Consider the following 20029-nt stretch of genomic DNA (forward strand, 5'->3'; position numbering starts at 1 on the left):
CGGTGCCGGGTCGTTTTCCCGGAGCTGGCGGGGATCGGGGCGGCTCCGCAGAGTGCGGCGAAGGATGCTTCTGTGCGGAGCCGGTCGGGGTTGTCTCCCGCGGTGATCAGCAAGGTTGCGGTGGTGACGATGCCGAACCCTTTGGTGGCGAGCATTGTGGGCGCGGACTGGGTGGTCAGGACGCGTAGCTCGGCGTCGATCTCGGTGATCTCCGCGGTGAGGTTCTGATGGCGCCGTGCCAGTCGGCGTAGCGCTTGCCCGGTGGCCGCACTGACGGTGTCGACGGCGGGTCCGGGACGGGTGGCGGCGAGGGTGTCGATCAAGGCATCGCCGTCGAGGGTGGCGAAGCGGGTCCGGATGGCGTCGGGGGCGATGGCCAGCAGGGATGTGATCTGTCGATGCGCGGCGATGCGGGCCTTCATCGCGCTGCGGCGCACGGCCATCAGCACCCGGATCTGCTCGACTGGCCCGTCGCTGGTCTTCGCGATCGGCAGCATGTCGGGCTCGGCGAGGGCCTGCTGAGCGGCAGCGTAGGCGTCGATCGGGTCGGACTTCCCGCGGCGTCGTTGCGCCCTCTTGGGGCGGATCACCTCACGGATCGTGACATCCGCGGCGGCGAGGTAGCGGGCCAGGCCCGCGCCGTAGGAGTTCGTGCCTTCGATGCCGACCAGCGCGATCACCCCAAACGATGCGATGAACCCGAGCAGCCGCTCGTACCCGGCTGGTGTCGCGGGCACTTGCAGGTCCCCGAGCCGGGCACCGGTGCCGGCCTCGAGCACCGCGACGTGATGGGTGTCCTTGTGTGTGTCGACACCAGCAACGACAGCGATGCTCGTGTCGCGGTCGATGGTTGTTGTTGTCATGATGGTGGCGTGCCTTCCTGATGGTAGGCACGCCGGTCGGGGGCCGGGCAGACAAGACGTTGATGGGGCTCTCCAGGCTCATATGAAGTCATGCAAGGCCTTCGACCGGCGCTCCTCGTCGGTCACCCCACCGGCAAGAGGTCGTGGACGGTTCAGATCAAGGGCAGACCCTGCGGGTCGCCAGTCAAGTTTCGGGTCACACGCCCCCTTGCCGGGGAGTACCTACATCCTCTACGTCAAGTTGTTTGTGTAAGGAGTTCGGTCTCCGGGTGGGTTAGAGGTAGGGGTTGATCCGGTCGGGGTAGGCGATCGCGAGTTGGGCGAGGGCCTGTTTCCAGTTCGTGGTGACCTGCCCCTCGACGAGGCGGCCTTCGGCGTTGCGTTTCTGTCCCTTCTTGCGTCCTTTCTCCTTGGCGCGGTCGCGGGCCCGCTTGTCTTCGATGTTGCAGATCGCCAGCCACAGCAGTTTGACGGCGGCCTCGTCGGAGGGGAAGTGTCCGCGGTTCTTCGTGACTTTCCTCAGTTGGTAGTTCAGGGATTCGATGGCGTTGGTGGTGTAGATCACGCGGCGCAGCATCGGCGGGAACGCGAGGAAGGGAACGAATCGGGTCCAGGCGTCGGTGAACACGCGTACCGTGTTCGGGTTGGTGCGGCCGAGCTCGGAGGCGGCGAAGGCATCCAGCTCTGCTCTGGCGGCGGTCTCATCAGGGGCCTGGTAGATCGGCTTTAGCGCCGCCGCCATCTGCTTGCGGTCCTTGTAGTTGACGAATCGCATCGCGGAGCGGATCAGGTGGACCACGCATGTCTGAACGGTCGACTGGGGCCAGGTGGCCTCGACGGCCTCGGGGAAGCCGGTCAGCCCGTCGCAGCACACGATCAGGACGTCACGGACGCCGCGGTTGGCGAGCTGCGCGCAGACCCCGGCCCAGAACTTCGCCCCTTCGGTGGCCTGGATCCAGATCCCCAGGACGTGTTTGATCCCGTCCATGTCGACGCCGACGGCGATGTGAGCGGCCTTGTTGCGTACGTGGGCGCCGTCGCGGACCTTCACGATCAGAGCGTCGAGGTAGATCACCGGGTAGAACGCCTCCAGCGGCCGCTGCTGCCAGATCATCACCTCGTCGGCGGCTTCGTCGGTGATCTTCGAGATCGTCTCCCTCGAGATCTCGGTCCCGATGGTCGAGACGAGGTGGTGCTCGATGTCGCGGATCGTCATCCCGCCCGCATACAAGCTGATGATCATGTCATCGAGGCCTGACAGGCGCCTGGAGCCCTTCGGGACCAGCATCGGGGTAAACGGAGCCGTCCCGATCGCGGGGGATCGCCAGATCGACGTCGCCGATGCTGGTGGCCACCGTCTTCGGGTACGACCCGTTGCGCGAGTTCGGGAACATCGAGGCTTCGGCGTCGCCCTTGTCGTAGCCGAGGTGGTCGGCGAGTTCGGCCTGGAGGCCTCGCTCGAGGCCGGCCTTGATCGATTGCTGGATCAGCCCGTCACGGCCCTCCAACTGGACATCGCCGGCGTCGATGCGGGCATACAAGTCCTCCAGAGCCCCGGAGGCCTCCAACGCGGCCACACCCTCACGCTGCGCACGTCGCCGGTCTTCACGGTCAAGTTTGTCTATCACGGTCATCATTCTGCTTTCGTGTCAGGAGCAACCCCTTACACAAACCATCTGACACCCTCGGATCGTGGTCCGGATCCCCTTGGCTGGCCCGGCGGACACCGGCCAGACCCAGGGCCCGCATCGCCCGTACAACCCCTCCGGCGCCAGCCGACGCCGGCCCTGATCATCCACCGTCCAGGCCAGGTCACGGACCGTGTCGAGGACCACCGCGTCGCTGACCGTCCGCGCCGCGACCGGCCGGTCGGGCTGCTTCCACGCCCGGTAGGAACGCACGGCGACCTGACTGCCCTGCTCGGACAGGACCCTGCAGACCGACTCGACCGTGTGCCCCAGACTGCGCATCTCGTCAACGAAGGCGACGATCAACGAGTGCGGGGGTCGAGTTCCCCCGCGAAGAAAATCGAGGCCCGACGCAGGATCTCGTTGTCCTCCTCCAACCGGCGCACCCTGGCCTTCCGCTGCTTGATCTGGTCCAGCTCCTCACTCGTGACACCCTGGCGTTGACCGCCATCGACCTGGGCCTGGACCACCCACCGGCGCACCGACTCCTTCCCCACCCCTTCCCGGCGGGCCACGGCTTGGGCCGCAGCCGTCAACGACGGGTACTCCGCCGGATGGTCAAGCACCAGCCGCACGCAGCGCTCCTTGACCTTCACATCGATCCTCTTCGGCATGAACAACATCCTTTCAACTCACAAGGATGCGGCAGAGAACCTAGGGCGCTCTAGAGTTCGTCGCGGGCGTTGGCCATCTCGATGGCGACCACTCCCGGGAGATCCGACAGTTGGGCCATCAGATCACGAAGCGGGGGCCCCTGCCGGAAGCGCATCTGGGCGCGAATCAGCCGCTTGCCATCGCTCTCCTCGGCGTGGGTGGAGATCAGAGTCGTCTCGCACCCCACGGCGGTCGCCTCGGCGAGCAGCGCGCGCATCACGCCGCGGCCGTCCTCGTAGGTGACCTCCATCAGCGTGCGCTCGCCCGCCTGGGGAAGGAGCCTTCCCAGCGGCGCGACGACCAGCACCGCCACGAAATGCAGCGCCGTGGCGAACACGGCCAGCGGCAGCAGGCCGGCGCCGCAGGCCATGCCGATGGCGGCGGCCAGCCAGATGGAGGCCGCGGTGGTGAGCCCCCTCACCACGTCACGGTTGACGAAGATCACGCCGGCGCCGAGGAAGCCGATGCCGGAGACGATCTGGGCGGCGATCCGGGAGGGGTCGCGGGTCACCTGGTACTCGGCCAGGTAGATGAAACCCTCCACCGAGATCAGCGTGAACACCGAGCTTCCCAAGCCGACCAGCGCGTGCGTGCGGATCCCCGCGGCCTTGTGGAAGAACTGGCGCTCCCAGCCGATCAGCACGCACAGCCCGAACGCGATGCTCACCAGCATCAGCTGGTGCGGCACCACGCTCCAGTCGAACAGTGTCACTTCAAGCAGCATCGTGTGCGCCTCCTTGCGCGATGCTCATCATGAGCTCGCAGGCCATGGAGTTGGACCAACTGAACCAGGGCCGGGTGAAACGGTAGGGATCGTCGACGTCGAAACCCTCGTGGGTCCAGCCCGTGCCGCCGTCGGTGGCGAGGATCGTCTCCAGGCAGGAGCGAGCCTCGGCCGGCCCAGCTGCGGTGAGGCCCTGCACGGCCAACGCGATGTGCCACACGTAGCGTGGCGGCGTGTGGGGGCTTCCGATCCCCTCGGCCGCCTGGCCCCGGAAGAAGAACGGGTTCTCCGGGCTGAGCACCCAAGAGCGGGTGGCCCGGTAGCGGGGATCGTCGGCGTCGATGTCGGAGGTCAGCGGCAGCGACAGCAGCGAAGGCATGTTGGCGTCGTCCATGAAGAGGCGCCCGCCCAGCGCGTCGACCTCGTAGGCGAAGCGCCCGTCGACGACACCGTGCTCCTCGACGCCGGCGCCGATCTCGGCGGCCAGCGCGGCCGCGTCGGCGCCGAGGTACGCGTCGCCCCAGTGCTCGGCGAACTCGCCGATCTGGCGCAGCGCGCGCACCGCCATCAGTTGCGCGGGAATGTTGTAGCCGAACATGCAGGCGTCGTCGGAGGGCCGAAAGCCGCTCCACGTCATCCCGCTGTAGGCGACCGGGGTGCCGCGGCCGTCGGGGCCGAGGGTGTCGCCGGGCTCGGAATCGCGGACGTGGCGGTACTCGGACCTGTCGGCATGGTGCTGTTCGGTGCGCCAGAGCTCGACGATGGTGCGGCAACCCTGCTGGACGGCGGGGCCAAGGTGTCGATCGTCCCCGGTGGCCGCCCAGAGCCGTGCGGCCAGGTCGACGGCGAAGCCCAGCGAGTCGATCTCGTACTTGCGCTCCCACACCCCCGGGTCGAGGTCGAGATCCTCCTGGGCAAAGTGCGCTCCGGTGGGGTCGTCGTTGAAGGCGTTGGCGTAGGGGTCCAGGGCGATGCAGGCCCATTGGCGCTCGACGATGCCGCGCAGCACGTCGGCGACCTGGGGCACCTCCACCAGCCGCAGGAACGGGAGCACCTGGGCGGAGGAGTCGCGCAGCCACATCGCGGGGATGTCGCCGGTGATCACGAACACCCCACGCTCCCCTGGGGTCATGGTGGTGCTCCAGGTGTCGAGCATCATCGCGGAGAACCGTTCAGCGGCCACCGGGCCGAGCTCGGCCTCGATGCGTTCGACCCACCGGCCGATGGCTGCTGTCAGTTCCGGGCCGGCGGGGTTGGTGATGGCACGCATTGGGGGCCTTTCAGTCGGTCTGCGGGGCGCGGCACCAGTTGAGCTGCATGGCGGTGAGGCGCTGGAGGTGAGGGCCGAGGCCGGCGAGCGAGCCCGCGTCGGCGGCGTCCCCGGCCCAGAGTTGTTGGGCGATGCTGCTGCCGCGCGGCCACAGCTGGTACTCGGCGCGCTCCCAGCCCCGCACATACTCGGTCCACAGTTGGAACTGGCCGCCGATGAGGAGCTCCTGCCCACCCTCCAGCCGCATCTCGCCGGCCAACCCGGTGGTCTGCTCAAGGGTGAGGGGGCCCGCGATGCTGAGGGGCTGGCCGTGCTCGTACTGCGAGTAGTCGAAGTAGGTGTAGCGCTGGGGGGCGGCGATCACGTCGAAGCCCTGCTCAGCGGCCTCGGCGAGCGCCATCTGGTCGCGCCACACCATCACCGTGACGCCCTCGGGGGCACCCATCTCGAGCACCTCGTCCCACGCGACGACCCGGCGCCCGGCGGCCAGTACGTGCTGGCAGATCTGCTGCTCGAACCACGCCTGGGCCTGCGCCCCTGTGGTCAGGCCGTGCCGCTTCATGGTGGCGAGCGAGACCGGATCGTCGAACCACTCTTCGGCGGGGCACTCGTCGCCGCCGATGTGGATGGGCGAGCCGGGGAACAGCTCCATGGTGGCGTCGAGGACGTCCTTGCAGAACTGGACGGCCGCATCGGAGAGCTGCAGCACGTGGTGCGAGATGCCGAAGGCGGTGCGCGGGTGGCTCACGTGGCGGCAGGCACCAAGATGCGGGTAGGCGGCCAGTACGGCCTCCATGTGGCCGGGCATGTCGACCTCCGGCATGACGGTGATGCCCAGCTGTGTGGCGCGCTCCACGAGGAGCCGCAGCTCGTCTGCCGTGTAGCTGCCCCCGTGCGGGCGGCCGTCGTGCTCGGCGACGTCGTCGTTGGGTCGCCCCTCCCACGGGGGCTGGTGGCCCGCGAGCGTGCCGGGGCGCCAGGCGGCGACCTCGGTGAGCTCCGGGAAGCCGGCCACGGGCAGGCGCCAGCCCTGGTCGTCGGTGAGGTGCAGGTGCAAGACGTTGAGCTTGTGCGCGGCCATCACGTCGAGGTGCTTCAGCAGGCCGTCGATGGGCAGGAAGTGGCGCGCCACGTCGAGGTGGGAACCCCGCCAGCCGAAGGCGGGCTCGTCGTGGATCTCGACGGCGGGCGCCACCAGATCTGCCGGCTCCATGGGGCCCGGGCCGTGAACCTGGGCGGGCAACAGCTGCAGGAGGGTCTGGACGGCCCACCCTGCGCCGGCGTCATCGGCCGAGTCGACGGTGACGCCCTCCGGCCCCACCACGAGACGGTAGCCCTCGGGGGGCAGGGCGGCGTCGGTGCGGAACGTGACCCCGCCCACGCCGTCGGGGGTGGTGCGCACGCCGGCGGCGGTGCCGAGGCGATGCGCCAGCACCTCGGCGGCGCGGCCGCCGCCACGTACCGGCAGTGGGTTGGGCAGGGCGTAGGAGCCCTCGCCCCATGCGACATCGGTGGGTGTGGGAAGCAGTCTCATCGGATGACCTCCGGGTGCCAGTTGAGAATGCGCGGGTCGGTGAGATCGGCGACGTTGAGGTCGCCCAGGTGGGCCGCCTCGGGGCCGATCGTCACGAGGTACGCGCCCGCGGCGCGGGCCGCAGCGGCACCCATGGGCGAGTCCTCGAAGATCACGCAGTCAGCAATGTCGACGCCGCAACGCAGCGCCGCCGTCGTGTAGAGATCCGGCGCGGGCTTGGGGTTGGCCACGTCCTCGGTGCCGAGCGCAGCTGTGAACATGCTCTGCCAGCGCAACGCCGCGACGACCTGCTGCACGATGACCGACGGCGAGTTGGACGCGATGGTGATCGGCAGCCGCGCGCTGAGCCGCCCGATGAGGTCGAGCGCCCCGGCCGTGGGGCGCACGCCTTCGGCGAGTGCCACCCCCAGGGTGCTGATCAGCCGCTGCGAGAGCTCGTCGCGGTCGGAGCCCGGGAAGTCGAGCAGATACGCGTCGACCACGTCGTAGACGGTGCCGCCCAGGATGCCCTTACCGGTGGAATCCGCCCCGGCGTCCTCCCACAGCTTGCGGGAGGCGGCAAACCACGCGTCCTCCGACGCCACCAACGTGTTGTCCATGTCGAAGAGCACCGCGCCGATGCGCGCCGGCAGTTGACGGGTCTGGGGCTCAGGCATATTCCTCCATCTCAGAAGCGCCCAGCATACCCATTTGTGATTATTTTTGACCACATCGCTCAACTTTGCTTATTTTATCGACTCTAGGAGGTAGATTCATGGCTATGTCCGGTCAACTCTGCGTCGATGTCCTCACCGTCGGCCTCACCTACCGGGATCTGATCTTCACCGGCGTCGAGGCCCTCCCCCGCCCCGGCGAGGAACGCTACGCGCAGGATCTCCACGAGATGTGGGGCGGCATCGCCACCATGGCCCGGGTGTGCGGCGCGCTCGGGATGAACACCGCGCTGGGCACCGCCGTCGGCTCCGACGACGCCAGCACACGACTGCTCGACGACATGGCCGCGGCCGGCATCGACACCTCACTCACCCGGCGCCACGACGGCTGGCGACTCCCGGTCACCGCCGCGATGTCGCTGCCGGGCGACAGGGCCATGCTCACCGTCGAGGACCTGCTCCCGGTCGACGTCGCCGCCCACCTCGACGGCGCCGACCTGCGGGCCGGCTCCATCATCGTCGACCTGCGCGACCCCGCCGCCCCGTGGCTCCAGCGGGCCCGCGCCCAGGGCTCGACGGTGTTCGCCTCGCGCGGCTTCGACCCCACCGAGCAATGGGGCGACGACGCTCTCGCGGGGCTCGGCGGCACCGACGTGTGGATGCTCAACGATCTCGAGGCCAAGGCCTTCACGGGGCTCGACGACCCTCTCGCGGCCGCCCGGCAGCTTGCGCAGCGCGTGCCGCTGGTGGTGGTGACCCGCGGGCCGGCCGGCATGGTCGCCGCCGACGCCACCACGGGCGAGACCACATCCACCGCCGCCTTCCCCGTGACACCGCGCAGCACCACCGGCGCCGGCGACTCCACCCTGGCTGCGCTCTGCTTCGCCCGCAGCCACCCAGGGGCCACGCTCGGGGAGCACCTGATGCTGGCGGCCTTCATCGCCAGCGCCGTGCTCGCCTCCCCGGGCGGCGCCGCCACCCCGCCCACCATCGACGAGCTGATCGCCCTCGCCGCGCACGGCGAGGACCCGCGCCTCCCGCACGTGCGGGCGCTGCTGGGGCGCGGATGAGCGCCTTCTCGCTGCTGGTGATCGGCGACACGCAGTACCTGTTCGACGGCGGGCGCCAGCGCCCCGAGCTGCTCGCCGAGACCTTTCGGCACGTCCACCGCCTCGTCGAGGCGGGCGCGGTGGCCCCCGTGCGCCACGTCGTGCACGTGGGCGACGTCACCGAGCACGGCTGGGCCGACGAGGCCGCCGCGGCCACGCCCGTGCTGCGCGCGGGCCGGGAGCTGCTGGGCGGCGTCGCCGTCACGGTGGCCACCGGAAACCACGACGTGGCGCACCACTCCGACGACACCCGCGGCCCCACCCCCTTCGGGGCGGCCTTCGGCCCCGGCTGCGCGCTGCTCGACGGGCGCCATGCGGGCGCCGTGCTGCACGGCCCGGGCGGCTACTCCTCGTGGCGCGTGCTCACGCTGCCCGACGGCGGCGAGCTGGGCGTGCTGGCCCTGGATTGGCGCCCGTCGGTCGAGGGCTGGCGGTGGGCCGACGACCTCCTCACCGCGCACGCCCACCTCCCCACGGTGGTGGTCAGCCACGAGAGCGCCCACGACGGGGCACTCACCCCGCACGGCGCCCGGCTGAACGAGGCACTCGAACCGCATCCCCAGGTGTTCCTCGTGCTCAGCGGCCACGAGTGGCCCAGCACCCGCGTCACCCTAGCCGGGCGCGAGTTCCACACCGTCAACTATCAGGAGCTGCCGTTCGGCGGTGCCGGCGCCGCGCGCCTCTACGAGGTCGATCCGGCGCGCGGGCAGTGCCAGGTCATCTCGCTGTGCCCCGCGCTCCACCGGCCCGAGCTGATCGGCTCCGTCGAGGCACGCCGTCGGCTGGCGCTGGGCCGGGCCGAGGACCAGTTCGCGTTCACCCTGCCCCGCACGCTGGGCGGGCTGGAGCGCCCCTGGCAAGCGGCGGGGCTCACGCTGAGGGCGGATCTGCACGGGCAGGAGACCCCGTTCGAGTTCGACCTTGACCTGCCCGACGAGTTCGTGCTGGAGGCCCAGCTCACGCTGCCGCCGGCGATGCCGAGGGGCTGGCAGGTGGCGCTCGCCCGGCTCGGCTCCACCCCAGGGTCGCCCGAGCCGCTGGCGGCACTGAGCTTGTCGTCGGAGAACTTCCTCGGCTGGATGGCGTTCACCCGCGCAGGCGAGACGTGGGCCACCTCGCACGAGTACCAGCCGGGCGCCAGCGTGACGGTGGTGCTGGCCAACGGTCGGCGCCCGGGCGTCTGGGTCGACGGCGACCCCGTGGGCCGCACCGAGGCCAACCTCGCAGCCGAGTTGCTGCCCGGCCCGTGGCGTTGGCGGCTCGGGGCCGGCGAGTACGAGGGGCGCGAGACCGACCGGTTCGGCGGCACCGTCACCCGCCTGCGCGCCTGGGCGTAGGGCTCAGCCGCTCACCACTCGAACGAGAGGTTGCGGGTGGGGCCCATCTGCTCGATGTCACGCAGCACGCCGACGCCATCGGCGTCCCAGGAGCCCTGGGTCACGCCGAGCGCGTCCAGGAGCAGCCCCATCACCTGCTCGGAGCGCAGCACCCCCGCCTCCCGCAGCACCGCGGGCAGCGGTTGCCCCACGCGGTGCGTGATCAGGAAGCTGCGGCGCACCTCCACCTCGTCCTCGCCGTGGCCGCCTTCCGGCTTGTGGCCGTGATCGGTGGTCACCGCAATCAGCCAATCCTCCCCGAGCTGCTCGTGCCGCTCGGCGACCGCCTTGACCAGGTGGCGGGTCAGTTCGTCGGCCTGCCGGATGGCGTCGCGGTACTCGGCTGAGTCTGCGCCGTGCTCGTGGCCGGCCGCGTCCACCCCCTCGAAGTACACCACCGAGGCGTCGGGGCCCTCGTGCAGGAGCTTCCACGCGGCCCACTGGGCGCCGGCGGCATCAGCTGCGGCGATGCCGCCGCGCGGGTCGGGGTGGAACACCTGGTGCTGGCCGGTGCGCTGCTGGTCCACCCGCTGCTGCAGGATCGGGCCGGGCGCCTGGACGAACGCGTCCCAGGTGGTGGCCACCATCGTCCGGGCGGCGGGGTTGGCGAAGAACACGCGCGAGAGCAGATCCGGGCGGCGCGCCAAATCATGGCCCACGAACTCGTTCCACCAGACATTGCACTGCTCGTGGGTGGAGCCGGTGAGGATGGACGCCCACCCCGGGCCTGAATCCGTCGGCGGGGTCATCCACATCGGCACGATGCGCCCCTCGGAGCGCCCATCCCCGCGCGCCAGCCGCTGCAGGGTGGGCGCCAACGTGCCGAAAGAGCCGGCCTGCTGCGGGGGCAAGGTGGCATCGGGCGCGCCGACGCTGAAGCGGTCATCCGATGGGTGGTCCGGGGCGGTGAAGCCGGGGTCGGCTGCCACCGCCTCGGGCAGCGCCAGGTCGGCGCGCACACCGTCGATGCAGACGAGCAGGAGCTTCACCTGTTCCTCCTGAGGCGCAGCGTGAGGATCTGGAAGGGTCGCAGCTGCAACCCCACCTCGTCCACGCTGGCATCGGGTAGCGACTGGGTGGCTTCGGCTGGCTCTTCGAGGAGGTCGACCTCCTCGATCCTCGCCGCCTCGGCCAAGGTGAGCCGCAGGCGACTCCGGGCGCCTGCGGCCTCGTGCAGCCGGACGATGAGGTCGCCCGAGCCGTCGAAGGCCGGCTTGATGGCGTCGATCACCGCCAGCGAGACAGGGTCGCGGCCGGTGAGCCGCACCGGGGCCGCGAGATCCGCGACACCGTCGACCACGCGCAGCGGCTGGTTCAGCCGAAGCCCGGCGGCATGGGCTGCCGCCAGGTCGGTGCCGACGGTGAGGCTGTAGCGCAGCGTGTGGAGCCCCAGATCCGCGGCGGGATCCGGCGAGTTGGGCGCGCGCAGCAGGCTGAGCCTGGCGTCGACCCCGCTGGTGGCGGTGGCCTCCGAGCCGCCGGCGGCGGTGACGTCGTGGCCGTAGCCGGAGTCGGTGGCGAGCGTCACGGCGTAGCCGGGCTCGCGCAGCTGCAGCCAGCGGTGCCCGCAGGTCTCGAACCTGGCGTCGTCCCACGAAGTGTTGACGGCGACCGGCCGCTCAACGTGGCCGTACTGCATCTCCGCGGCGGCGTGCGTGGCGCGCACGTCCAGCGGAAACGACACCTTGAGGATGTGTTCGCGCTCGCGCCACTGAACCGTCGCGCGGAAGTCCACCGCGCGGGAGCCGGCGTCCAGCGAGATGCGCTGCACCACCGTGGAGTCGCCGAAGCTGCGGGTGACGTCGACGGCGGCGCGCAGCGGATCGTGCACGGTGAGCTCGATGGCGTCGAGCTCGGTGAGATCCTGCCCGCCGCGCTGGTACTGCGCCTCAAGCTCCCAGGCATCGAAGCAGCTGGGATGGTCCGGGTGGAGGCGCAGCAGGTTGGCCTTGCGGCCGGGCAGCAGCACCTCCCGGTCAGCGGCAAGATCCACGATGGAGCCGACGGTGCCGTCGGCGTCGATGCGCACCTGCACCAGTCCGTTGGCCAGGACGATGCGCCCGTCCTCACGGGTGGCGGTCACGGGCTGCGCGGCGACCTCGGCCGCCCCCAGCTCGGCCGAGCTGAGCGCGGGCACGCTGACCAGCCGGAGCCCGCCGTCGACCTCGACCACCTGGCGCTGCGCCACGTCGGAGGCGTTGACGATGCCCTGCCCGCCCGCGGTAGAGAGCGCCGCCCAGGCGGCCGCGAACAGCTGCTCCAGCTCGGCGAGGATCGCGCGGTACTCCTCGATGGCCTCACGGTTGACCCAGGCGGTGGAGCTGCCCGGCAGGATGTCGTGGAACTGGAGCACCAGGACCCGGCGCCACAGCAGCTCCAGCTGCTCGTGCGGGTAGTGGTAGCCGCGCTCCGCGGCGGCCGCGGAGAGCCACTCGACCGCCTGCAGGGCCGCCTCGCTGCGGCGGTTGCCCTGCTTGAGGTCGATGAGCGAGGTGAAGATGCCGCGGTGGAACTCCAGGTAGAGCTCGCCCGTCCACACCGAGGGGTCGTACTCCGCGCGGGCCGCCATCACGAACTCGTCCGGGGTGCCGTGGGTGACCACGGGCGCGCCCTCGAGGTCGGCGAACCTGGCGACCCTCTCCACCATCTCGCGCACGGGGCCACCGCCGCCGTCGCCGTAGCCGAACGGCAGCAGCGACTGCTTCGCGCGCCCCTTCTCCTTGAAGTTGCGCTCGGCGCCCAGCACCTCCTCGGCACTGACGATGGTGTCGTACGAGTCGCAGGGCGGGAAGTGGGTCCAGATGCGGGTGCCGTCGATGCCCTCCCACCAGAACGTGTGGTGAGGCAGCTTGTTGGTGCGGTTCCAGGAGAGCTTCTGGGTGAAGAACCAGCGCATCCCGGCGAGGCGGGCGATCTGGGGAAGCTGGCCGCTGTAGCCGAACGAGTCGGGTAGCCAGAGGCAGTCGGTGCTCACCCCGAACTCGTCCTGCATGAAGCGCAGGCCGGAGGTGAACTGGCGGGCCAGCGACTCGCCGCTGGGCATCGTGGCGTCGGGCTCGATCCACATGCCGCCGACGAACTGCCACTGCCCGCGCTCCATGGCCGCCCGCACCCGGCGATACACCTCGGGCGCGTCCTCCTTGACCCACAGGTGGTGCTGCGGGGCGGAGTTGGCGAACCTGAACTCCGGGTACTCCTCGGCCAGCGCCGTCACGTTGCTGAACGTGCGCACGATCTTGCGGCGGGTCTCGCGGATCGGCCACAGCCACGCGGTGTCGATGTGGGCGTGCCCGACGGCGGTCATCTGCTGCGCGGAGCCCGCGGCGCCGCTGGCCACCAGCGGCGCCAGCAGGAGGCGGGCCTGGGCCGCGCCCTCGGGGATGCCCTGGGCGTCCAGCACGTCGGCGGCGTCCTCCAGCCCCCGCAGCAACCTGGCGCGCCAGGTGGCATCCGAGGGCAGCTGCCGCATCAGGCCGTCCAGCACGTCAAGGTCGATGTGCAGCCCCCACACCTCGTCGTCGCGGCGCACCAGCTCCGCGCCGCCGAAGCGCCACACCGGGCGCTCGGAGCGGGTGAGGGTGTCGCCCTCCTGCGTGGCGCGCCCCAACGCCAGCGTCATGTCCGGGTTCGCGGCGGCCTCCACGAACAGCTCGACCGCACCGCCGGCCCCGACGAGGGCGCGCTCCTCTGCGCGGGCCCCGAAGGTCAGCGGTACGGTGCGGTTCATGGGGTTGACCGCCTTGAGGGGCCAACCGTCGGCGGTGTAGACCATGCCCTCGGACTGGTTGCCGGCCCAGTCGCCGACGAAGCCCAGATCCACGCGCAGTTCCACCCGCTGCCCGAGCGCCTCCGCGGGCACCTGGCCGCGCAGCTTCAGCCACCAGGTGGACCAAGCCGGGCCCCAGAGGGAGTCGACCGGGAACGGTTCGTACTGCGCCCCCAGCGCCTCGGCGAAGGGCACCGGCTCGCCCGGCACCTGCCAGGCGCTGACGTCCAGCGAATCGAGCACGGTGTAGACGCGCTCGGCAACCCGCTCGCGGAGTTTCTCGATGCGCTCCTCCACGAGCTCACGGTTGTCGTGCATCAGGGCGTCTCCTTGAGGTAGGCGAGGTCGTCGGGGAATGCGGCCACCAGGTCGTCGAGAAGTTGTTCGGCCACGTGGAAGGAGTCGACGAGGGGGTGGTGACTGAGGGCCAGCAACGCATCGACGCGCGACTGGTTGAGGGCGGCGGCGATGGTGCGGTGCTCCACGTACTTGGCGTTGACCACCATGCCGCGGCCGTGCTCGGGCAGCTCGGCATCGGGCAGCGGGGTGACGCCCGAGCCGTCGACCCGGCAGGGGATCTCCACGACGGCGTCGTCGGCCAGGTCGGGCAGGATGCCGTTGTTGGCCACGTTGAGGATGAGCTCGGCGGGGATGTCGTTGGCGATGGCGTGCATGATGGCCAGCGCCACCTTGTCGTAGCCGCCGGTCTCCAGATCCGACTCGTCGCGCTCGAAGTTGCCCGCAGCCTCCCGGTTGGTGGCCATGTAGGTCTCTTCGCGCTCGAGGCGCGTGCGCTCCCACCGCTCGTAGGGGGTGAGGCCGTCGTCGCCGGCCTTCTCGTAGAAGCGCTTCTGCTGCTCGGCGAGGAAGCGGCCCCGGGTCTTGTCGGAGACGGAGTCGATCGCGAAGTCCTCGCGGGAGAAGTAGTAGTAGTGGAGGTACTCGTTGGGCACCGCACGGAGCGCCTGGATGAGCTCGGCGCCGAACAGGCGGCCCTCCTCGAAGCTCTCGATGAGGTCGGGGCGCTCCAGCAGCTTCGGCAGCACGTCCTCGCCGTCGACGTAGAGCGCGGTGAGCCAGCCGAGGTGGTTGAGCCCGGCGTACTTGAGCTTGATGCGCTCGCTGCCCGCGCTGATGTTGGGCACGTCCGCGGCCACGAGCCCCGCGCCGCGCAGCACGTCGATGATGCGGCGGGCCAGCCCGACCGGGGAGTCGCAGATGCCGATCACCCGTTCACCCAGGTGGCGTTGGAGCACCTCGGTGATGACGCCTGCCGGGTTGGTGAAGTTGATGAAGTAGGCCTCGGGCGCGTGCTGCTGCACGGCCTTGATGATGTCGAGGACGGCGGGGATGCCGCGCAGCGCGTACGAGATGCCGCCCGCGCCCACCGTCTCCTGGCCGATGACGCCGTGCGACAGGGCGATCTGCTCGTCCAGCGCCCGCCCGCCGGTGCCGCCCACGCGGATGGCGGAGAAGATGAAGTCGGTGCCCTCGAGCGCCTCTCCCAGATCGGTGGTGCTGATGAGCGCTGGCGGCTGCTCTGCCGCCTCAGCCAGCTCGTCGAGCACCGCTCGGATGGCCTCGAGTCGGGTCGCGTCGGTGTCGTAGAGGCGCAACTCGGTCACCCGCCCGGGTGCCTCGTCTGCGATGAGTGCCTTGAACACGAGGGGGACGCGGAATCCTCCGCCGCCCAGGATGGTGAGCTTCATACGGTCCTGATTTCGGTGTGGTGGGTGGCGCACCGCTCCACGAGGGACGGCGCGAGGGTGGTGGCGTCGGTGATGATGCCGTCGAGCGCATCGACGTCGAAGGGCGAGTTGCTGCCCTTCCCGGGGAACTTCTCCGCGCCGGCGAGCAGGTAGCTGGTGGTGGCGGCCTCGAGGATCGCCCGCTTCACGAGGCTCTGCGACTGCGAGTTGTCGCGCACGCGCCCGTTGTCGGCAACTCCGGAGCACCCGACGAACGCGAACTCGGCATGTTGGCGCTCCAACGCGTCGACGACCTGCGCCCCGGTGAAGCACTGGTAGCTCTCCGACCATTGGCCACCGAGCATGATCAGGTCGATGTTCTTCATGCCGCGCAGCAGTTCGAAGGTGGGCAGCGAGGCAGTCAGGACGGTGACCCCCTCAGCCTCAAGCGCCATCGCCACGTAGTAGGCGGTGGTGCCCACGTCCAGGATGACGGTTGCGCCGTCGGGAATGAGGGCCGCTGCCGCCTCCCCGATCGCCTGCTTGCCCTTGCCATGGCTGGCCAGCGCCTCCTGGAAAGGGTCGTCAAGGTCGCCTACGAGGCGCACGCCACCCCAGGTGCGCTCCACCAGGCCCTTCTCATCCATCTCCGTGATGTCGCGGCGCACGGTGGCGGGGCTGGTGCGCAGGGCCTCGGAGAGATCCGTCACTGAGACGGACCCACGAGCTTGGAGCAGCTGGAGCAGGGCTTGATGGCGGGCGGTCTTCAACACGGATGACACGCTACCCGAAACTCGCTCGAATTGCTCGCTTTTGGACAACTCGATCAAGATTCTTCACTTTTCGGGTGAATGTTGCTACATTGATCCCAAGACGACGGTCAAGGTAGATCAAGGATGAATGAAAGCCGTAGTGAGACTACATATTGGCATCAGGAGCTGGCGATGACCAGCCTACGCCTGCATGTAGCCCGCCGGGGCCTTCTCAGCCTCCGCAGCCTCAGAGCACTGCTGCTGCAGTTGCTCATTCTTGCTCGAAATGGCCGATCGTGGCTGGTCTCCCAGCAACAGCACCCCACGAACTAGGAGAGTTCGAACATGACTCTTTCACGACGATCCCTCATCCACGGCGGCGCCGCGGGCCTCGGCGCCCTCGCCCTCGGCGGCCTGGTTGGCTGCTCGACGGCGGCACCAGGCACGGGCTCCACGGCCGGCTCGGGCAGCACCGCCTCCGGGGAGACGATGAACCTGATCCTCTGGACCTGGCCCGAGGGCTTCGGCAAGAAGGCGCTCGATGCCGTCGCCGCCGAGTTCCCGCAGTACAAGGTGCGCCAGGACGTCATCGGTGGCGATTTCAAGCAGAAGCTGACCACCACCTTCACCGCTGGCTCGGGCCTGCCGGACATCACCGGCGTGAAGGGCGAGGACATCGCCTTCTTCAAGAGCCAGTCGAAGTACTTCGTCGACCTCAACACGCTGGGCGCCGAGGACATCAAGGGCGACTACCTAGAGTACAAGTGGGCCCAGGCCACCACCGAGGACGGCAAGCAGCTGGGCATCCCGATCGACATCGGCCCCACCGCGCTCTTCTACCGCTTCGACATCTTCGAGGAGGCCGGCCTCCCGTCGGATCCGAAGGAGCTCGCCGCTGCGATCCGCACCTGGGACGAGTACATCGAGCTGGGCAAGCAGCTGCTCGCAGCCAAGCCCGACACCTACCTCATCCGCAACGCCGGCGGCCTGTTCGACACCGTGTGGCAGCAGACCGGCATGGGCTTCATCGATCAGGCCGGCGCCTTCATCGGTGACCAGGAGCACATCCGCAACGCCTGGGACACGGCCGTCAGGGCCCTGGACGCGGGCGTCGTCGCCACGCTCGAGTCGAACACCGCCGACACCGCGGCCGCCGTCAGCGAGGGTCGCCTGCCCGCCGACTTCGGCGCATCCTGGCACCTCGCAGACCTGATGGTCGACGCCCCCGAGACCGCCGGCAAGTGGCACGTCTGCGAGCACCCGGGCGAGGCCTTCAACAACGGCGGCTCGTTCCTCACCATCCCCGACGGCGCCGCCAACCCGGAGGCATCCTTCGAGGTCATCCGCTACCTGCTCAACGCGCAGAACCAGGCTTACGAGTACGAGGACAAGGGCAACTTCCCCGCCACCCCCGCCTCGTTCGATATGCCCGAGGTCGCAGGCCCCGTCGAGTTCCTCGGCGGCCAGGTGGCGGCAGAGGTGTTCGGCCACGCGGCAGAGACCATCCTGCCGCGCTTCCAGGATCCGCAGGAGAGCACCGTCAACGCTCCCTTCTACGCCGAGATCGACCTCGTCGAGGCCTCCGGCAAGGACCCCCAGAAGGCTTGGGACGACGCCGTCACCGCGGCCAAGCGTCTTGCTGAGCAGATCGGCCTGACAGTGGCATGAGTGTCACAGCGACCCGGAGGGGAGATGCCCAGATCTCCCCTCCGGTCGGCAACTACCGCACGTTGTCGACCTGGCAGCGCGTGAAGAAGTCGCTGCCCCTCTACGGTGCGGTATCGCCCTACTTTTTCTTCTTCTTCCTGTTCGGCGCGATGCCGCTGGTATTCACCATGGCCTTGGCGTTCACGAACTGGACGGGCCTCGGAGACATCGAGTTCATCGGGATCGAGAACTTCCGCTACCTGGTGACCGATCCGCTGTTCTACAAATCGCTGTGGAACACCATCATCCTCTGGATCATGGGCACGGTGCCGACGCTGACGATCGCCACCGTCGTGGCGTTGATGCTGAACTCCACGCTGCGCTTCTCCACGACTTACCGCGTGATCTACCTCATCCCCAACGTCACCTCGATGGTGGCCATGGGCATCCTGTTCAGCTCGCTGTTCTCCAGCCAGTTCGGCATTGCCAACGCGATCATCAACCTCTTCGGGTTCGAGAACATGGCATGGCTGCAGAACGAGTGGGGCATCAAGATCGCCATCTCGGCGCTGACCACGTGGTCCTTCGTCGGCTACAACGCCCTGCTGATCCTCGCGGGGCTCCAGGCGATCGACAAGACGCAGTATGAATCTGCCGCCCTCGACGGCGCCAACGGCTGGCGCACCTTCTTCCACATCACGCTGCCGCAGCTACGGGCGATCGTGTTGTTCATCACCCTGATGTCCACGATCGGCTCACTGCAGAGCTTCACCGAGGCCCAGGTGCTGACCTCGTCGCTGTCCTCCGGGGCCGCGTCGGCCGGTGGCGTGGGCAACTCGGGCCTGACCATGGTTCTGTACTTCTATTCGGTTGCCTTCCAGGAGAACCGCTACGGCTATGGCGCCACCATCGCGTGGGGCGTGTTCGTCGTGGTGATGTTCTTCTCCGCCATCAACTGGTTGGTGACCAAGGAACGCAAGGAGAGGCGCTGACATGAGTTCGATGAATGCGCGGGCGGTGCCCGCCGCCCTGGCCGGCGCCGCTATCGAGACCGGCGGCCGACGTCGTCGCCTGGTACCCAAGCGAGGGGTGGTCGCGCGCCACTTGGCGCTCATCCTGGGCGCTGCCGTGTCGCTGTTCCCCTTCTACTGGATGTTTGTGCTGTCCACCCACGAGTCGGCGGTCATCTACCAGTACCCACCCGTCATGACTCCGGGCGACAAGCTGGCCACCAACTACGGCTCGATCATGGAGCGCATCAACATCTGGGGCGCGATGTCCAACACGCTCGTGGTGGCCGTGAGCGTCACCGTCCTGGTGCTGTTGGTCGCCTCGCTGGCGGCGTTCTCGTTCGCGAAGTTCGACTTCCCGGGCAAGACCATCCTCTTCGGTGTTGTGCTGGCCACGTTCCTGTTGCCGTCACAGTTGGCGACCATCCCCCAGTTCCTGTTCATGAGCAAGCTCGGGTGGGTGGGCGAACTCAAGGCCCTGATCTTCCCCAGCCTGGCAAGCGCCTTCGGCGTGTTCTGGCTGCGGCAGTACACCACCAACGCGCTCCCCAAGGAGCTGCTGGAGGCCGCCACCATCGACGGCTGCGGGTTCCTGCGGCAGTACTGGCACGTCGCGCTGCCCACGATGCGCCCCGCCTTGGCGTTCCTCGGCATGTTCACGTTCATCGGTGCGTGGAACGACTTCATGTGGCCGCTGATCGTGCTCAACGACCCCGCGAAGCTGACCCTTCAGGTGGCGCTGAGCCAGCTCAAGACCGCGCACGGCACCGACTACGGCATGTTGATGGCCTCGTCGCTGATCGCCGTCATCCCGCTGCTGCTGATCTTCGCGCTCGGCGCCAAGCAGTTCATGGCGGGCATCACGGAGGGTGCGGTCAAGGGCTGATCCTTCTCCCCCGACCACGACGGCGTGCTCATCCTGGGCGATGGGCACGCCGTCGCCATTGTTGTGGCCGGGCCACCTTCCCCCATGGCTTGTTGGTGATACGAATGGCCATCCTGTTCCCGAGTATGCGCTGAAGGTCATCACGCAGGCTGCGGCGTTGATACAGGAGCAGCCCAAGAAGCTCGACGACGATACTTCGGGCGTCGGCCGTCGCTCATCGAGCTTGATGCTCCTATGGATGTCAAGCGGCGTTGAGGTAGTCGCGGTAGGCGTTCGCGAGTTGGATGTTGAGGCGGGTGCCGCGTTCGAGTTCGCTGATGCGTGCGGGGACGGTTCCGAGGTGTTCGGCGGCCTGGGTGAGGGTGAGCCCTCGCAGGTGTCGGAGGGGACGGAGGTCGTCGATGCGTGG

Annotated in this window: 18 protein-coding genes; 5 read left to right on the plus strand and 13 right to left on the minus strand. The window is 69.1% G+C overall.

Annotated features, from left to right (window positions below; genetic code table 11):
• The 8 genes from ACZK5D_RS16440 to ACZK5D_RS16475 all read right to left on the minus strand — a co-directional run.
• Positions 1-863, minus strand: an 863-nt coding sequence (locus ACZK5D_RS16440; protein ID WP_463666093.1) for an IS110 family RNA-guided transposase, incomplete at its 3' end; no start/stop codon positions are given.
• A 274-nt stretch (positions 864-1137) separates the two neighbouring features.
• Positions 1138-2193: an IS256 family transposase gene (locus ACZK5D_RS16445; RefSeq protein WP_463666108.1), complete on the minus strand. Its 1056-nt coding sequence runs from the start codon at positions 2191-2193 to the stop codon at positions 1138-1140.
• Entirely contained in the window at positions 2108-2497 is a 390-nt protein-coding gene (locus ACZK5D_RS16450; RefSeq protein ID WP_463666094.1) for a transposase, read from the minus strand. Before ACZK5D_RS16450 ends, ACZK5D_RS16445 begins: the two co-directional genes overlap by 86 nt.
• Before the next feature lie 356 nt (positions 2498-2853).
• Positions 2854-3165, minus strand: coding sequence for a transposase (locus ACZK5D_RS16455; protein WP_463666095.1), 312 nt, complete (start codon positions 3163-3165; stop codon positions 2854-2856).
• A 50-nt stretch (positions 3166-3215) separates the two neighbouring features.
• A complete protein-coding gene (locus ACZK5D_RS16460) occupies positions 3216-3929 on the minus strand; it encodes an MgtC/SapB family protein (protein ID WP_463666096.1) in 714 nt (237 codons plus the stop codon).
• Positions 3919-5199, minus strand: a complete 1281-nt coding sequence (locus tag ACZK5D_RS16465) for a glycoside hydrolase family 125 protein (protein ID WP_463666097.1) — start codon at positions 5197-5199, stop codon at positions 3919-3921. Before ACZK5D_RS16465 ends, ACZK5D_RS16460 begins: the two co-directional genes overlap by 11 nt.
• A gap of 10 nt (positions 5200-5209) precedes the next feature.
• Positions 5210-6733: a beta-N-acetylhexosaminidase gene (locus ACZK5D_RS16470; protein WP_463666098.1), complete on the minus strand. Its 1524-nt coding sequence runs from the start codon at positions 6731-6733 to the stop codon at positions 5210-5212.
• Positions 6730-7389, minus strand: coding sequence for an HAD family hydrolase (locus tag ACZK5D_RS16475; protein ID WP_463666099.1), 660 nt, complete (start codon positions 7387-7389; stop codon positions 6730-6732). Before ACZK5D_RS16475 ends, ACZK5D_RS16470 begins: the two co-directional genes overlap by 4 nt.
• A 104-nt stretch (positions 7390-7493) precedes the next feature.
• Between ACZK5D_RS16475 and ACZK5D_RS16480 the strand changes: the two genes are divergently transcribed.
• Both ACZK5D_RS16480 and ACZK5D_RS16485 read left to right on the plus strand, forming a co-directional pair.
• Positions 7494-8456, plus strand: a complete 963-nt coding sequence (locus tag ACZK5D_RS16480; protein WP_463666100.1) for a carbohydrate kinase family protein — start codon at positions 7494-7496, stop codon at positions 8454-8456.
• On the plus strand, positions 8453-9832 hold the full coding sequence (locus ACZK5D_RS16485; protein WP_463666101.1) for a metallophosphoesterase: 1380 nt from the start codon (positions 8453-8455) through the stop codon (positions 9830-9832). Before ACZK5D_RS16480 ends, ACZK5D_RS16485 begins: the two co-directional genes overlap by 4 nt.
• Before the next feature lie 11 nt (positions 9833-9843).
• Here the strand turns inward: ACZK5D_RS16485 and ACZK5D_RS16490 are convergent, their stop codons facing one another.
• Genes ACZK5D_RS16490 through ACZK5D_RS16505 form a run of 4 tightly spaced genes read right to left on the minus strand, consistent with a single transcriptional unit; the run spans position 9844 to position 16098 of the window.
• A complete protein-coding gene (locus ACZK5D_RS16490; RefSeq protein WP_463666102.1) occupies positions 9844-10860 on the minus strand; it encodes an alkaline phosphatase family protein in 1017 nt (338 codons plus the stop codon).
• Entirely contained in the window at positions 10857-13955 is a 3099-nt protein-coding gene (locus ACZK5D_RS16495) for an alpha-mannosidase (RefSeq protein WP_463666103.1), read from the minus strand. Before ACZK5D_RS16495 ends, ACZK5D_RS16490 begins: the two co-directional genes overlap by 4 nt.
• On the minus strand, positions 13955-15346 hold the full coding sequence (locus ACZK5D_RS16500; RefSeq protein WP_463666104.1) for a 6-phospho-beta-glucosidase: 1392 nt from the start codon (positions 15344-15346) through the stop codon (positions 13955-13957). Before ACZK5D_RS16500 ends, ACZK5D_RS16495 begins: the two co-directional genes overlap by 1 nt.
• Positions 15343-16098 (minus strand): DeoR/GlpR family DNA-binding transcription regulator, encoded by a 756-nt coding sequence (locus ACZK5D_RS16505; protein WP_463666105.1) that lies wholly within the window; start codon positions 16096-16098, stop codon positions 15343-15345. Before ACZK5D_RS16505 ends, ACZK5D_RS16500 begins: the two co-directional genes overlap by 4 nt.
• Before the next feature lie 324 nt (positions 16099-16422).
• Here ACZK5D_RS16505 and ACZK5D_RS16510 point away from each other — a divergent pair, with 324 nt between their 5' ends.
• The 3 genes from ACZK5D_RS16510 (at position 16423) to ACZK5D_RS16520 (ending at position 19620) form a co-directional block, all read left to right on the plus strand.
• Complete coding sequence (locus ACZK5D_RS16510) at positions 16423-17745, plus strand: extracellular solute-binding protein (RefSeq protein ID WP_463666106.1); 1323 nt, start codon at positions 16423-16425, stop codon at positions 17743-17745.
• 80 nt (positions 17746-17825) lie between these two features.
• The gene (locus ACZK5D_RS16515; protein ID WP_463666109.1) at positions 17826-18716 is read left to right on the plus strand and encodes a carbohydrate ABC transporter permease; all 891 of its coding nucleotides are present in this window, start codon (positions 17826-17828) and stop codon (positions 18714-18716) included.
• A 1-nt stretch (position 18717) separates the two neighbouring features.
• Entirely contained in the window at positions 18718-19620 is a 903-nt protein-coding gene (locus tag ACZK5D_RS16520; RefSeq protein WP_463666107.1) for a carbohydrate ABC transporter permease, read from the plus strand.
• Positions 19621-19861: 241 nt separating this feature from the next.
• Here ACZK5D_RS16520 and ACZK5D_RS16525 read toward each other — a convergent pair whose 3' ends face one another.
• A complete protein-coding gene (locus tag ACZK5D_RS16525) occupies positions 19862-20023 on the minus strand; it encodes a helix-turn-helix domain-containing protein (protein ID WP_463666110.1) in 162 nt (53 codons plus the stop codon).
• Positions 20024-20029: the final 6 nt, after the last annotated feature.

It is taken from the genome of Tessaracoccus yangjingae (genome assembly GCF_055326235.1).

Excerpts from the sequence above, each read along its gene's own strand:
- ACZK5D_RS16450 (WP_463666094.1), bottom strand. The coding sequence starts at position 2,497 with ATGACCGTGATAGACAAACTTGACCGTGAAGACCGGCGACGTGCGCAG.
- ACZK5D_RS16520 (WP_463666107.1), top strand. The coding sequence starts at position 18,718 with ATGAGTTCGATGAATGCGCGGGCGGTGCCCGCCGCCCTGGCCGGCGCC.
- ACZK5D_RS16470 (WP_463666098.1), bottom strand. The coding sequence starts at position 6,733 with ATGAGACTGCTTCCCACACCCACCGATGTCGCATGGGGCGAGGGCTCC.
- ACZK5D_RS16495 (WP_463666103.1), bottom strand. The coding sequence starts at position 13,955 with ATGCACGACAACCGTGAGCTCGTGGAGGAGCGCATCGAGAAACTCCGC.
- ACZK5D_RS16480 (WP_463666100.1), top strand. The coding sequence starts at position 7,494 with ATGTCCGGTCAACTCTGCGTCGATGTCCTCACCGTCGGCCTCACCTAC.
- ACZK5D_RS16460 (WP_463666096.1), bottom strand. The coding sequence starts at position 3,929 with ATGCTGCTTGAAGTGACACTGTTCGACTGGAGCGTGGTGCCGCACCAG.
- ACZK5D_RS16500 (WP_463666104.1), bottom strand. The coding sequence starts at position 15,346 with ATGAAGCTCACCATCCTGGGCGGCGGAGGATTCCGCGTCCCCCTCGTG.
- ACZK5D_RS16510 (WP_463666106.1), top strand. The coding sequence starts at position 16,423 with ATGACTCTTTCACGACGATCCCTCATCCACGGCGGCGCCGCGGGCCTC.
- ACZK5D_RS16485 (WP_463666101.1), top strand. The coding sequence starts at position 8,453 with ATGAGCGCCTTCTCGCTGCTGGTGATCGGCGACACGCAGTACCTGTTC.
- ACZK5D_RS16455 (WP_463666095.1), bottom strand. The coding sequence starts at position 3,165 with ATGCCGAAGAGGATCGATGTGAAGGTCAAGGAGCGCTGCGTGCGGCTG.
- ACZK5D_RS16475 (WP_463666099.1), bottom strand. The coding sequence starts at position 7,389 with ATGCCTGAGCCCCAGACCCGTCAACTGCCGGCGCGCATCGGCGCGGTG.
- ACZK5D_RS16465 (WP_463666097.1), bottom strand. The coding sequence starts at position 5,199 with ATGCGTGCCATCACCAACCCCGCCGGCCCGGAACTGACAGCAGCCATC.